Origin of the sequence: Marinobacter sp. es.042, assembly GCF_900188315.1 — a bacterium.
GTDB lineage: Bacteria > Pseudomonadota > Gammaproteobacteria > Pseudomonadales > Oleiphilaceae > Marinobacter.
In genome coordinates this window covers 2,542,141-2,556,009 of record NZ_LT897781.1, presented here as the reverse complement: position 1 = coordinate 2,556,009, position 13,869 = coordinate 2,542,141, and the positions used below count along the sequence as shown (strand labels likewise).

The window sequence follows — 13,869 nt, the reverse complement described above, 5'->3', positions numbered from 1 at the left end:
GAGGCGAATGTGAGCTGGCGTAGCTCAGTTGGTAGAGCAGCTGACTTGTAATCAGCAGGTCGGGGGTTCGATTCCGTCCGCCAGCTCCACTTTAAGTTTTGACGGATTTGCTCACGCGAATCCGACTCGGAGGGGTTCCCGAGTGGCCAAAGGGATCAGACTGTAAATCTGACGGCATCGCCTTCGCAGGTTCGAATCCTGCCCCCTCCACCACTAAATTGCTCGCGGGCATCGTATAGTGGCTATTACCTCAGCCTTCCAAGCTGATGACGCGGGTTCGATTCCCGCTGCCCGCTCCAATTTGTTTTGCAATGCTCATGTAGCTCAGTTGGTAGAGCACACCCTTGGTAAGGGTGAGGTCGGCGGTTCAAATCCGCCCATGAGCTCCATTATTTATCCGGTCAACGTTACGATCCTGGTTGATTAGGGAGATTGGTCGAATGTCTAAGTCTAAGTTTGAACGTAATAAGCCGCACTTGAACGTAGGCACCATTGGTCACGTTGACCATGGTAAAACCACTTTGACTGCTGCCCTGACCCGTGTATGTCACGAAGTTTGGGGTACAGGCTCTGCGAGTGCCTTTGACCAGATCGATAACGCACCGGAAGAGCGTGCGCGTGGTATTACCATCGCGACCTCCCACGTTGAGTACGATTCCCCGAAGCGTCACTACGCTCACGTAGACTGCCCGGGCCACGCTGACTATGTGAAGAACATGATCACTGGTGCGGCGCAGATGGACGGCGCGATCCTGGTTTGCTCTGCAGCTGACGGCCCCATGCCGCAGACTCGTGAGCACATCCTGCTGTCCCGTCAGGTTGGCGTACCTTTCATCGTTGTGTTCCTGAACAAAGCGGACATGGTAGACGATGAAGAGCTGCTTGAGCTGGTTGAGATGGAAGTTCGCGACCTGCTGAGCCAGTACGACTTCCCGGGTGACGACACTCCGATCATCACCGGTTCTGCGCTGATGGCGCTGGAAGGCAAAGACGACAACGAGATGGGTACTACCGCTGTCAAGAAGCTGGTAGAAGCTCTGGATGACTACATCCCTGAGCCGGAGCGTGCGATCGATCAGCCGTTCCTGATGCCGATCGAGGACGTCTTCTCTATCTCTGGTCGTGGTACTGTTGTGACCGGCCGTGTTGAGCGTGGCGTTATCAAGACTGGTGACGAAGTGGAGATCGTTGGTATCAAGGATACCGTGAAGACCACGTGTACCGGCGTTGAGATGTTCCGCAAGCTGCTGGACGAAGGCCGTGCCGGTGAGAACATTGGTGCGCTGCTGCGTGGTACCAAGCGTGACGACGTTGAGCGTGGTCAGGTTCTGTGTGTGCCGGGCTCCATCAAGCCGCACACCAAGTTCGAGTGCGAAGTGTACGTACTGTCCAAAGAAGAAGGTGGTCGTCATACTCCGTTCTTCAAGGGCTACCGTCCGCAGTTTTACTTCCGTACCACCGACGTAACCGGTTCTTGCGAACTGCCGGAAGGTGTGGAAATGGTTATGCCGGGTGACAACGTCAAGATGAGTGTTACCCTGATTGCTCCGATCGCCATGGAAGATGGCCTGCGCTTCGCGATTCGTGAAGGCGGCCGTACCGTTGGTGCCGGCGTAGTCTCCAAGATCATCGAGTAATAGACTCGAGAGTAAGTGCACTGAGTTGTTTCGGTGCAGGCCAGTAGCTCAATTGGCAGAGCAGCGGTCTCCAAAACCGCAGGTTGGGGGTTCGATTCCCTCCTGGCCTGCCATTTTTTAACATCCGGATACATAAGTTGATTCCTATGGAGTCAAAAGCCGTTCAGTCAGCCAGCCGTTTCGATTTCGTGAAGTGGCTGGTTGTTTTCGTTCTGATCGCCATCGGTGTGGTGGGGAATCAGTATTATAGTGCCGAGTCTCTGCTGTATCGGGTTCTGGCTCTTGTAGGTCTCGCAATTGTGGCGGCGCTTGTTGCCCTCCAAACCGACCGTGGTCGTCGCTTCGCGACGCTGCTGAAGGAAGCGAGAGTCGAGATCCGGAAAGTGGTATGGCCCACCAGGCCCGAGCTCGTGCAGACGACAGCGATTGTTGTGGTGTTTGTGCTCGTTGTGGCTCTGTTGTTGTGGGGTATGGATTCGCTGATCAGCTGGCTGGTCGCCGGGTTTATCGGTTAACAGGAGTGGGCAATGGCTAAGCGCTGGTACGTCGTTCATGCGTATTCTGGCTTCGAAAAGCAGGTAATGCGCACTCTCAGGGAGCGCGTTGCGCTGCACGAGATGGAAGACCGTTTCGGCGAGATCCTGGTTCCGACCGAGGAAGTCGTCGAAATGCGAGAAGGGAAGAAGCGCAAGAGTGAGCGCAAATTCTATCCCGGGTACGTACTGGTCCAGATGGAAATGGACGATGCGACGTGGCACCTTGTGAAGAATACTCCGCGTGTTCTTGGTTTTATTGGTGGTACCAAGGATAAGCCTGCACCGATTACCGAAAAGGAAGCGGAAGCGATCCTTCGTCGAGTCGAAAGCGGTGCAGATAAGCCCAAGCCGAAGACACTGTTCGAGCCGGGTGAGGTTGTTCGCGTTGTTGAAGGTCCCTTTGCGGACTTCAATGGTGTGGTTGAGGAAGTTGACTACGACAAGAGTCGGGTCAAGGTTGCCGTTCTGATCTTTGGTCGTTCAACTCCGGTAGAGCTGGAGTTTGGGCAGGTCGAGAAAGACTGACCGGTAACGGGAAAGCTGAAAGCTCGCGCGCTCAAGCGACGCGGGCTTTTTGTGTCTGCTCTTAGCAGTTGTAAAAACGGGGAGCCGAGAGGCGCTTGAACCCACAGGAGATCTATCATGGCAAAGAAAATTGAAGCGTACATCAAGCTTCAGGTTGCTGCCGGCAAGGCCAACCCGAGTCCCCCCGTTGGTCCTGCACTGGGTCAGCGCGGCGTAAACATCATGGAATTCTGCAAGGCGTTCAACGCCCAGACTCAGGACATGGAGCCTGGTCTGCCGATTCCGACCGTGATCACCGTTTACAGTGATCGCAGCTTTACCTTTATTACAAAGACTCCGCCTGCACCGGTTCTTCTTCTGAAGGCCGCTGGCATCAAGAGCGGCTCCGGTCGTCCGAACACCGAGAAAGTCGGTACCGTGACCCGCGAGCAGCTTGAAGAAATTGCCAAGACCAAAGAGCCGGACCTGACTGCAGCCGATATGGATGCAGCGGTACGTACCATTGCAGGAACAGCCCGCAGCATGGGCCTGAACGTGGAGGGCCTGTAACATGGCGAAGCTGAGCAAGCGTCAGAAGCTTATTCGTGAAAAGGTAGACTCTACCCGTTCCTACTCTGTCGACGAAGCAGTTGCACTGCTGGTTGAGCTGGGCGCGAACGTGAAGTTCAAAGAGTCTGTCGACGTAGCCGTCAATCTGGGCGTTGACGCACGTAAATCCGACCAGGTTGTCCGTAGCAGCACTGTTCTGCCTCACGGCACCGGCAAAACCGTTCGCGTCGCCGTGTTTACCCAGGGCGCCAATGCCGAGAAAGCAACGGCTGCTGGTGCAGACGTTGTGGGCATGGACGATCTGGCGGACGAAGTTAAGAAAGGCAACATGGATTTCGATGTGGTTATCGCCACTCCGGACGCCATGCGTGTTGTTGGTCAGCTGGGCCAGATTCTTGGTCCTCGTGGCCTGATGCCGAACCCGAAGGTGGGTACCGTGACTCCTGACGTCGAGACTGCGGTCAAGAACGCCAAGGCCGGTCAGGTTCGTTACCGCACCGACAAGAACGGCATTATCCACGCTCCGCTGGGTAACGTTGAATTCTCTGCGCAGAACATCAAGGAAAACCTTGAAGCTCTGGTAGCAGATCTGAAAAAGGCCAAGCCGTCGTCGGCGAAAGGTGTGTATCTCAAGAAGATCACCATTTCCTCGACTATGGGTCCTGGCCTGACTATCGATCAGAGCGGTCTCGCTATTTGATCCTTTGATCGGTGGTTACTTTGTAGTCTGGGCGGAAGCCAAGGCTGTCAAAGACCGCAGGCCCCCGAAGCACTTTTGGTCTGACTGGAAGTGCTGCAAGGGTTAAAGCAACGCCTGCGCAGACGGTGTGAAGACGTTCTCTCTGAACCCAAACACCGTTAGGAGCCCCGCGAGGGGTATATGTGGGTTTGCCGGGAAGACCCGGCGAAATCGAGGAGAAATCCAGTGGCAATTAGACTCGAAGACAAGAAAGCGATCGTCGCTGAAGTCAACGAGACTGCCGGTGGTGCTCTGTCTGTGGTTATGGCTGACTACCGTGGTGTTACCTCTGGTGACATGACGGCGCTTCGTGCCAAGGCTCGTGCCGAAAACGTGCGTCTGAAGGTTGTTCGTAACAACCTTGCGAAGATTGCGATTCGCGGTACCGAGTTCGAGTGCATCGACGAAGCTCTGGTCGGCCCGACCATTCTGGCATTCTCAATGGAAGATCCGGGCGCGGCAGCGCGTCTGTTGAAGGATTTCGCCAAAGAGAAAGAAGCGTTCGAGATTAAGGGACTGGCCGTCGGCGGAGAGCTGATGGGTGCAGACCAGATCGACCGTCTTGCCAAGCTGCCAACACGTCACGAAGCGCTGACAATGCTGGCCGCTGTAACACAGGCACCGATCACCAAGCTGGCACGGACACTGAACGAAGTTCCTTCGAAAGTGACTCGTGCTGTAGCGGCAGTTCGCGACCAGAAGCAAGAAGCTGCTTGATTCTGTTGAACACCATTTTTTATATTTTTGGGAGAAAGTCATGGCTCTGTCTAACGAAGACATTTTGAACGCAATTGCTGAAATGAGCGTAATGGACGTTGTTGCGCTGGTTGAAGCAATGGAAGAGAAATTCGGTGTGTCTGCCGCTGCAGCCGTTGCTGCTGCGCCGGCCGCTGCTGGTGGTGGCGAAGCCGCTGCTGAAGAGCAGACCGAGTTTGACGTTGTACTTACCGGTCCTGGTGAGAAGAAAGTAAACGTAATCAAGGCCGTTCGTGAACTGACTGGCCTGGGTCTGAAAGAAGCCAAGGAAATGGTCGACAGCGCTCCTTCCGTTATCAAGGAAGCAGCTAGCAAAGGCGACGCTGAAGAAGCCAAGAAGAAGCTTGAGGAAGCAGGCGCTTCTGTTGAGCTCAAGTAAGAGTCGGCTGTTGATCGAAACCGTGCGATAAGCATGGATAGGCTGGTGGCTTTGGGCCACCGGCCTTTTTCTGTTGTATATGCTATAGAGTCTGGTGAGCAATTGCAGGTTGATGTCAGATCTATAACCTACAGCCAGGGTCTTGTTCAAGACGGCGCGATAAGCCGAGCAATTCGGCCCCGAAGCAGAACATTGGTTGCTTCTTGATACCAGGTATCAGGTCTAAAGCTGGGGAATGCAGATGACTTACTCCTACACTGAGAAAAAGCGGATTCGCAAAGATTTTAGTAAATTGCCTTCCGTGATGGACGTCCCCTATTTGCTGTCTATTCAGCTGGATTCGTTCCGGGACTTCCTCCAAATGGAAGCCGCTCCTGAAGACCGCCGGGAAACCGGTCTTCACGCAGCATTCAAATCCGTATTCCCGATTGTCAGTTACTCTGGCAATGCCGCGCTCGAATACGTGAGCTATCGTATTGGCGAGCCGGTTTTTGATGTCAAGGAATGCCAGCTTAGGGGCGTAACCTATGCAGCGCCGCTGCGGGTGAAGGTCCGCCTTATCATTTATGATAAGGAATCGTCCAACAAGGCGATCAAGGACATTAAAGAGCAGGAAGTCTACATGGGCGAGATGCCCCTGATGACCGAGAACGGTACCTTCGTTATCAACGGTACCGAGCGCGTTATTGTTTCCCAGCTCCACCGGTCTCCGGGTGTGTTCTTCGATCACGACAAGGGCAAGACTCATTCCTCCGGTAAGCTGCTGTATTCTGCCCGGGTGATTCCTTACCGTGGTTCCTGGCTGGACTTCGAGTTTGATCCGAAGGACTCCGTGTTCGTTCGTATCGACCGTCGTCGTAAGCTTCCCGCATCCATTCTGTTGCGTGGCCTGGGCTACACCTCCGAGCAGATGCTGGAGATGTTCTTCGAAACCAGTAAGTTCAGCCTTGGCGCCGAAGTGTGCAAGCTGGAGCTGGTGCCGAGCCGTCTGCGTGGCGACATCGCAACCTTCGATATCAAGGACAATGACGGCAACGTGATTGTCGAGGAAGGTCGCCGGATTACGGCCCGCCACATCAAGCAGCTGGAAAAAGCTGGTATCAACGAGCTCGAGGTGCCGACCGAGTACCTGTATGGCCGTGTGCTGGCGAAGGACATGATCGATCAGGCTTCCGGTGAAGTCCTGGTGGAGTGTAACTCCGAGCTGACCGAAGAGCTGGTCACCAAGATTCTCGACGCTGGCGTGAAGGATATCGAAACCCTTTACACCAACGATCTGGACTGCGGTCCGTTCATGTCTGACACCCTGCGCATCGATCCGACCCGCACGCCGCTCGAAGCGCTGGTTGAGATCTACCGGATGATGCGCCCGGGCGAGCCGCCCACGAAGGAGTCGGCAGAGAACCTGTTTAACAACCTGTTCTTCTCTGAAGAGCGCTATGACCTGTCTGCGGTTGGCCGGATGAAGCTGAACCGCCGCTTGCGCCGTGAAGAAAGCACAGGTGAGGGCACGCTGACCCACGAAGACATCATCGATGTCCTCAAGACCCTGATCGACATCCGTAATGGCCAGGGCAATGTTGACGATATTGATAACCTCGGTAACCGTCGTGTTCGCTGTGTTGGCGAGATGGCCGAAAACCAGTTCCGCGTTGGCCTGGTGAGGGTTGAACGCGCAGTTCGTGAGCGTCTGAGCCTTGCTGAAAGCGAAGGGCTGATGCCGCAGGACCTGATCAACGCCAAACCGGTAGCGGCCGCGGTTAAAGAATTCTTCGGCTCAAGCCAGCTGTCCCAGTTCATGGACCAGAACAACCCGCTGTCCGAGGTCACGCACAAGCGTCGTATCTCTGCGTTGGGCCCGGGTGGTCTGACCCGTGAGCGTGCGGGCTTTGAGGTTCGTGACGTACACCCGACCCACTACGGTCGCGTATGCCCGATCGAGACGCCGGAAGGTCCGAACATCGGTCTGATCAACTCGCTGGCGACCTACGCGCGTTCCAACTCCTACGGTTTCCTTGAGAGCCCGTACCGGAAGGTTGAGAACGGCGTGGTAACCGATGAAGTGGTTTACCTGTCCGCTATCGAGGAGAGCAACTACGTCATCGCCCAGGCCAGCGCCGCGATGGACGAGAAGACCAAGCGTCTGACCGACGAGCTGGTTACGGTTCGGCACCAGAACGAATTCACCGTTACTCCGCCGGAAAGCGTCAACTTCATGGACGTGTCTCCGCGTCAGGTTGTGTCGGTAGCGGCATCTTTGATTCCGTTCCTGGAGCACGACGATGCTAACCGGGCACTGATGGGTGCGAACATGCAACGTCAGGCGGTTCCGACGCTTAAAGCCCAGGTTCCGCTGGTCGGGACTGGTGTTGAGCGGACGGTAGCCCAAGACTCTGGCGTCTGTGTGTCGGCCCGTCGGGGCGGTGTCATCGAAAGCGTTGACGCGTCGCGCATCGTGGTTCGTGTCAACAACGAGGAAACTGAAGCGGGTGATGCAGGTGTGGATATCTACAACCTGACCAAATACACCCGCTCTAACCAGAACACCTGTATCAACCAGCGCTCCATCGTGCGTCAGGGCGACGTTATTGCCCGTGGCGACGTGCTGGCTGACGGCCCGTCCGTCGATCTGGGTGAGCTGGCCCTGGGGCAGAACATGCGCATCGCGTTTATGCCCTGGAACGGTTACAACTTTGAGGACTCCATCCTCATTTCCGAGAAAGTGGTGCAGGAAGATCGCCTGACCACCATCCACATTCAGGAACTGACCTGTGTGGCTCGGGACACCAAGCTGGGAAGCGAAGAAATCACCGCGGACATTCCGAACGTTGGTGAGAGTGCGCTGTCCAAGCTGGATGAGTCCGGTATTGTTTACATTGGTGCTGAAGTAGGCCCCGGTGACATTCTGGTAGGCAAGGTCACGCCAAAGGGTGAGACCCAGCTGACGCCGGAAGAGAAGCTGCTGCGTGCCATCTTCGGTGAGAAGGCGTCCGATGTTAAGGACACCTCGTCCCGTGTGCCGACTGGTACCCGCGGCACCGTTATCGACGTGCAGGTCTTTACCCGCGACGGTATTGAGAAGGATCAGCGTGCTCAGGCCATCGAGAAAGAGCAACTGGACCAGTATCGCAAGGATCTGAAAGACGAATACCGGATCGTTGAAGGTGCGACTTTCGAGCGTCTGAACAGTGCGTTGAAAGGGCAGGAAGTGATCAGTGGGCCGGGCCTGAAGAAAGGTGCCACCCTCGAAGAGAGCTACCTGGCCGAGCTGCCGCGTTCTGACTGGTTCAAGCTCCGGATGAAAGACGAGAGCCTGAACGAGCTGCTGGAGAAATCCGAGCAGGGTCTGGAAGACCGCAAGAAGGAACACGAAGCGCGCTTTGACGACAAGAAAGGCAAGCTTCAGCAGGGCGACGACCTCGCACCGGGCGTACTGAAGATCGTCAAGGTCTACCTGGCGATCAAGCGTCGTATCCAGCCAGGTGACAAGATGGCCGGTCGTCACGGTAACAAGGGTGTTATTTCCTCGGTGATGCCGATCGAAGACATGCCTTACGACGAGCATGGCAACACGGTTGACGTGGTTCTGAACCCGCTGGGTGTTCCCTCGCGGATGAACGTAGGTCAGGTGCTTGAGACTCACCTGGGTGCTGCAGCCAAGGGTCTGGGTGAGCGTATCAGCCAGATGCTGGACGAACAGCGCAAGGTGGCTGAATTACGCAAGCTGCTGGATGAGATCTACAATCACTCAGACGAAGTGTTCAAGGTGGATCTGGATTCCCTGTCCGACAAGGAAATCCTGGAAATGTGCCACAACCTTCGCGGCGGTGTACCCATGGCAACGCCGGTATTCGACGGTGCCAAGGAAGCCGAGGTCAAGCGCATGCTCGAGCTTGCGGGACTGAGCACCACCGGTCAGACCATGCTGTATGACGGTCGCACCGGTGATATGTTCGACCGCCCGGTGACGGTTGGCTACATGTACATCCTGAAGCTGAACCACCTGATCGACGACAAGATGCACGCTCGTTCCACCGGCTCTTACAGCCTGGTTACCCAGCAGCCGCTGGGTGGTAAGGCGCAGTTCGGTGGCCAGCGCTTCGGTGAGATGGAAGTGTGGGCTCTCGAGGCCTACGGTGCAGCTTACACGCTGCAGGAGATGCTCACCGTCAAGTCTGATGACGTGAACGGTCGGACCAAGATGTACAAGAACATTGTCGATGGCGATCATCGGATGGAGCCGGGCATGCCCGAATCCTTCAACGTTCTTGTCAAGGAAATCCGCTCGCTGGGTATCGACATCGAGCTGGAATCCGAGTGAGCCGAATTGTTTTTGGCAGCGTGAGCGGGCACGACCAGTGCCCGCCCGAGATTAACGCCATCCGGAGCTTTTACTGATGAAAGATTTGCTGAATCTTCTCAAGAGCCAGAACCAAAGCAAGGAATTCGACGCCATCCGCATTGGCCTGGCGTCGCCTGACATGATCCGTTCCTGGTCCTTTGGCGAAGTGAAGAAGCCTGAGACCATTAACTACCGTACCTTCAAGCCGGAGCGCGACGGTCTTTTCTGTGCCAAGATCTTCGGCCCGATCAAGGACTACGAGTGTCTGTGCGGTAAATACAAGCGCCTCAAGCATCGCGGTGTTATCTGCGAGAAGTGTGGCGTTGAGGTTGCGCTGGCCAGTGTCCGCCGTGAGCGGATGGGCCACATCGAGCTGGCCAGCCCGGTCGCGCACATCTGGTTCCTGAAGTCACTGCCGTCCCGTATCGGTCTGATGCTGGACATGACCCTGCGCGATATCGAGCGGGTCCTGTACTTCGAATCCTTTATTGTTATCGATCCGGGGATGACCACCCTGGAGAAGGGCCAGCTGCTGAACGATGAGCAGTACTATGAAGCCTTGGAAGAATTCGGTGACGAGTTCGACGCCCGCATGGGTGCCGAAGCGGTCAAGGAACTCCTCGAAGGTATTGACCTGCAGGAGGAGGTTGATGCCCTGCGTGAGGAGATTCCGCAGACCAACTCCGAAACCAAGATCAAGAAGTTCAGCAAGCGTCTGAAAATTCTTGAGGCGTTCCTGTATTCCGGCAACAAGCCAGGCGACATGGTCATGACCGTGCTGCCGGTGCTTCCGCCGGATCTGCGCCCGCTGGTACCGCTGGACGGTGGCCGCTTCGCGACCTCTGATCTGAACGATCTTTACCGTCGGGTGATCAACCGGAACAACCGTCTAAAGCGCCTGCTGGAACTGAACGCTCCGGATATCATCGTGCGCAACGAGAAGCGGATGCTGCAGGAAGCCGTTGACGCGCTGCTGGATAACGGACGCCGTGGCCGGGCCATTACCGGCACCAACAAGCGCCCGCTGAAGTCCCTGGCTGACATGATCAAGGGTAAGCAGGGTCGTTTCCGTCAGAACCTGCTTGGTAAGCGTGTGGACTACTCCGGTCGTTCAGTGATCGTGGTCGGTCCGTACCTGCGCCTGCACCAGTGTGGTCTGCCAAAGAAGATGGCACTGGAACTGTTCAAGCCGTTTATTTTCTCCAAGTTGGAGCACCGCGGCCTGGCGACCACCATCAAGGCCGCCAAGAAGATGGTCGAGCGCGAGGAAGGCGTGGTCTGGGATATCCTGGACGAAGTCATCCGTGAGCATCCGATCATGCTGAACCGCGCGCCGACCCTGCACCGTCTGGGTATCCAGGCGTTCGAGCCGGTTCTGATCGAAGGCAAGGCGATCCAGCTGCATCCGCTGGTGTGTGCGGCCTACAACGCCGACTTTGACGGTGACCAGATGGCGGTTCACGTACCGCTGACCCTGGAAGCCCAGCTTGAAGCTCGTGCGTTGATGATGTCCACCAACAACGTACTGTCGCCGGCCAACGGCGAGCCGATTATCGTGCCGTCTCAGGACGTGGTGCTCGGTCTGTACTACATGACCCGTGAGCGCAAGAGCGCCCTGGGCGAAGGTATGGTGTTTGCTGACGTCAAAGAGGCGCATCGTGCCTACGGCGCTGGCATGGTCGACCTTCAGGCGATTGTCAAGGTTCGCGTTAAGGAAGTTGCGATTGCCGAAGACGGTTCGCGCACAGAAGAATACAAGATCGTTGATACCACGGTTGGTCGGGCGCTGCTGTTCGACATCGTGCCTGATGGCCTGTCCTACGAGCTGGTCAACAAGCCGATGGTCAAGAAGGCAATCTCTAATCTGATCAACACCTGCTACCGTGATGCCGGTCTGAAAGACACCGTCATCTTCGCGGATCAGTTGATGTACATGGGTTATCACTACGCGACTGTTTCCGGTATCTCCATTGGTTTCAACGATTTCGAGATTCCGCCGGAGAAGTACGAGCTGGTTGATGCCGCATCCGCTGAGGTGAAGGATATCGAAACCCAGTACGCGTCCGGTCTGCTGACCCAGGGCGAGAAGTACAACAAGGTTATCGACATCTGGTCACGTGCCAACGATAAAGTTTCCAAAGCCATGATGGAGCGTCTGGCGAAGGAGCAGGTTATCGGGCCTGACGGCCAGCCGGTGAAGGGCGAGGACGGCGAATACCTGATGCAGGAGTCGTTCAACTCGGTTTACATGATGGCCGATTCCGGCGCCCGGGGTTCCGCGGCCCAGATCCGTCAGCTTGCTGGTATGCGTGGCCTTATGGCCAAGCCGGACGGCTCAATCATCGAAACGCCGATCACTGCGAACTTCCGTGAAGGTCTGAACGTACTCCAGTACTTCATCTCCACCCACGGTGCCCGTAAGGGTCTGGCGGATACCGCTCTGAAGACCGCAAACTCGGGTTACCTGACCCGTCGTCTGGTAGACGTCTCCCAGGATCTGGTAGTCACCGAGCCAGACTGTGGTACCGATGAAGGTCTGTTGATGACGCCGCACATCGAAGGCGGCGACGTTGTTGTGCCCCTGGGTGACCGGGTTCTGGGTCGTGTGACCGCCCGTGATGCGTTTACCCCGACTGACAAGGACAACGCCGTCATTGAAGCCGGCACCCTGCTGGACGAGAAGGCCGTTGAAACCCTCGAGCGGGCCGGTGTGGACGAAGTCTGGGTTCGCTCTGCGATCACCTGCGAAACCCGCCACGGTATCTGTTCCAAGTGCTACGGCCGTGATCTGGCCCGTGGCCATCAGGTCAACGTTGGTGAGGCTGTGGGCGTTATCGCCGCTCAGTCCATCGGTGAGCCGGGTACCCAGCTGACCATGCGTACCTTCCACATTGGTGGTGCCGCCAGCCGGGCGTCCGCGGTGGACAATATCCAGGTCAAGCATGGTGGTACGGTTCGTCTTCACAATATGAAGTCGATCGAGAAGGCCGATGGTTCTCTGGTGGTGATCTCCCGATCCTCTGCGCTGGCCATTGCCGATGACCAGGGTCGTGAGCGTGAGTGGTACAAGTTGCCATACGGTGCGGTTCTCTCCGTGAAGCACGGAGATGCCGTAGAAGCCGGCGTTGTGGTTGCCAAGTGGGATCCACACACTCACCCGATCATCGCCGAAGCCGGTGGTACCGCGAAATTCGTCAATATGGATCAGGGCATCACTGTCCGGACCCAGACTGACGAACTGACCGGCCTGTCCACCATGGAGGTCATTGATTCCAAAGAGCGTCCTGCAGCTGGCAAGGACATCCGTCCGGCGATCCAGCTCATTGACGAAAAGGGCGAAGAAGTGGAGCTGCCAGGCGGCGGTACCGCAATCTTCTTCCTGCCGGCGAATGCGCTGGTGACCATGGCCAATGGCGCGCGGGTTGAGCTAGGTGATGTTGTTGCGCGGATTCCGCAGGAAAGCTCCAAGACCCGGGATATCACCGGTGGTCTGCCGCGAGTTGCCGATCTGTTCGAGGCCCGTCGTCCGAAGGAATCGTCCATTCTGGCCGAAATCAGCGGTATGGTCTCATTCGGCAAGGAAACCAAGGGCAAGAAGCGTCTGGTGATCACGCCGAAGGATGCCGATCCGTACGAAGTGCTGATTCCGAAGCACCGTCAGCTTAACGTCTTCGAAGGTGAGACCGTTGAGAAGGGTGAGGTGATTTCGGATGGTCCGTCCAACCCACATGACATTTTGCGTCTGCTGGGTGTGGTGGAACTGGCCAAGTACATCACCAACGAAATCCAGGACGTTTACCGTCTGCAGGGCGTTGTCATCAACGATAAACACATTGAGGTTATCGTGCGTCAGATGCTGCGCAAGGTCGAAATCACCGATCCGGGTGATACGACTCTGCTGTCCGGTGATCAGGTGGAAATTACCCAGGTGCTGGAAGAAAACGAGAAGGCCGACGTGGCAGACAAAGAGCCGGCTAGGTTCGAGCGTCTGCTGCTGGGTATCACCAAGGCTTCCCTGGCCACCGAGTCGTTCATTTCTGCGGCTTCGTTCCAGGAAACCACCCGGGTACTCACCGAAGGTGCGGTTACCGGTAAGCGGGATTACCTGCGCGGCCTGAAAGAAAACGTTGTGGTTGGTCGACTGATTCCAGCCGGTACCGGTCTGGCATACCACAATGAGCGTCGTCGCAAGCGTGACCTGGAAGAGCAGGGCGTAACCGCGGCCGACGTGGAAGAAGCTCTGAGTGCCGAGCTCAACCGCGAAAGTTGAGTTGGGACGGCGCGCCGCCTCCGGGTAGTTACCTACCCGGGAGGTGGTCAAAAAGAGACCAGTCATCTTGACTGTCCGGGGGCGCAGGCTTACACTTGCGTCCCTTAAATTTTACCCCCTGCACAGGGGGTAAGTT

Annotated in this window: 9 protein-coding genes and 5 tRNA genes; all 14 read left to right on the top strand. The window is 56.5% G+C overall.

All coding sequences use genetic code 11. The features are described 5' to 3' along the window. The first annotated feature begins 13 nt into the window (after positions 1–13). The 14 genes from CFB02_RS12025 (at position 14) to rpoC (ending at position 13,733) form a co-directional block, all read left to right on the top strand. Positions 14–89, top strand: a tRNA-Thr gene (locus CFB02_RS12025). Positions 90–128: 39 nt separating this feature from the next. Further along, positions 129–213, top strand: a tRNA-Tyr gene (locus CFB02_RS12020). Positions 214–224: 11 nt separating this feature from the next. Further along, positions 225–299 (top strand) — tRNA-Gly (locus CFB02_RS12015). A gap of 14 nt (positions 300–313) precedes the next feature. Next, positions 314–389: transfer RNA gene (locus CFB02_RS12010), tRNA-Thr, on the top strand. Positions 390–440: 51 nt separating this feature from the next. Continuing rightward, a complete protein-coding gene (tuf, locus tag CFB02_RS12005) occupies positions 441–1,637 on the top strand; it encodes an elongation factor Tu (RefSeq protein WP_088558162.1) in 1,197 nt (398 codons plus the stop codon). 37 nt (positions 1,638–1,674) lie between these two features. Beyond that, positions 1,675–1,750: transfer RNA gene (locus tag CFB02_RS12000), tRNA-Trp, on the top strand. Between the two features lie 33 nt (positions 1,751–1,783). Beyond that, a complete protein-coding gene (gene secE / locus CFB02_RS11995; RefSeq protein ID WP_008174826.1) occupies positions 1,784–2,152 on the top strand; it encodes a preprotein translocase subunit SecE in 369 nt (122 codons plus the stop codon). A gap of 12 nt (positions 2,153–2,164) precedes the next feature. After that, a complete protein-coding gene (gene nusG, locus CFB02_RS11990) occupies positions 2,165–2,698 on the top strand; it encodes a transcription termination/antitermination protein NusG (RefSeq protein WP_088558168.1) in 534 nt (177 codons plus the stop codon). A gap of 117 nt (positions 2,699–2,815) precedes the next feature. After that, positions 2,816–3,247 carry a 50S ribosomal protein L11 gene (gene rplK / locus CFB02_RS11985; RefSeq protein ID WP_008174831.1) on the top strand — a complete coding sequence of 144 codons (432 nt, stop codon included), beginning with the start codon at positions 2,816–2,818 and terminating at the stop codon, positions 3,245–3,247. A 1-nt stretch (position 3,248) separates the two neighbouring features. Further along, complete coding sequence (rplA, locus tag CFB02_RS11980) at positions 3,249–3,947, top strand: 50S ribosomal protein L1 (RefSeq protein ID WP_088558167.1); 699 nt, start codon at positions 3,249–3,251, stop codon at positions 3,945–3,947. A 225-nt stretch (positions 3,948–4,172) separates the two neighbouring features. Continuing rightward, the gene (rplJ, locus tag CFB02_RS11975) at positions 4,173–4,703 is read left to right on the top strand and encodes a 50S ribosomal protein L10 (protein WP_064228578.1); all 531 of its coding nucleotides are present in this window, start codon (positions 4,173–4,175) and stop codon (positions 4,701–4,703) included. Between the two features lie 40 nt (positions 4,704–4,743). Further along, complete coding sequence (gene rplL, locus CFB02_RS11970; protein ID WP_088558166.1) at positions 4,744–5,121, top strand: 50S ribosomal protein L7/L12; 378 nt, start codon at positions 4,744–4,746, stop codon at positions 5,119–5,121. A gap of 241 nt (positions 5,122–5,362) precedes the next feature. Further along, positions 5,363–9,442 carry a DNA-directed RNA polymerase subunit beta gene (gene rpoB / locus CFB02_RS11965; protein WP_088559235.1) on the top strand — a complete coding sequence of 1,360 codons (4,080 nt, stop codon included), beginning with the start codon at positions 5,363–5,365 and terminating at the stop codon, positions 9,440–9,442. 76 nt (positions 9,443–9,518) lie between these two features. Then, entirely contained in the window at positions 9,519–13,733 is a 4,215-nt protein-coding gene (rpoC, locus tag CFB02_RS11960) for a DNA-directed RNA polymerase subunit beta' (protein ID WP_088558165.1), read from the top strand. The last annotated feature ends 136 nt before the right edge of the window (positions 13,734–13,869 follow it).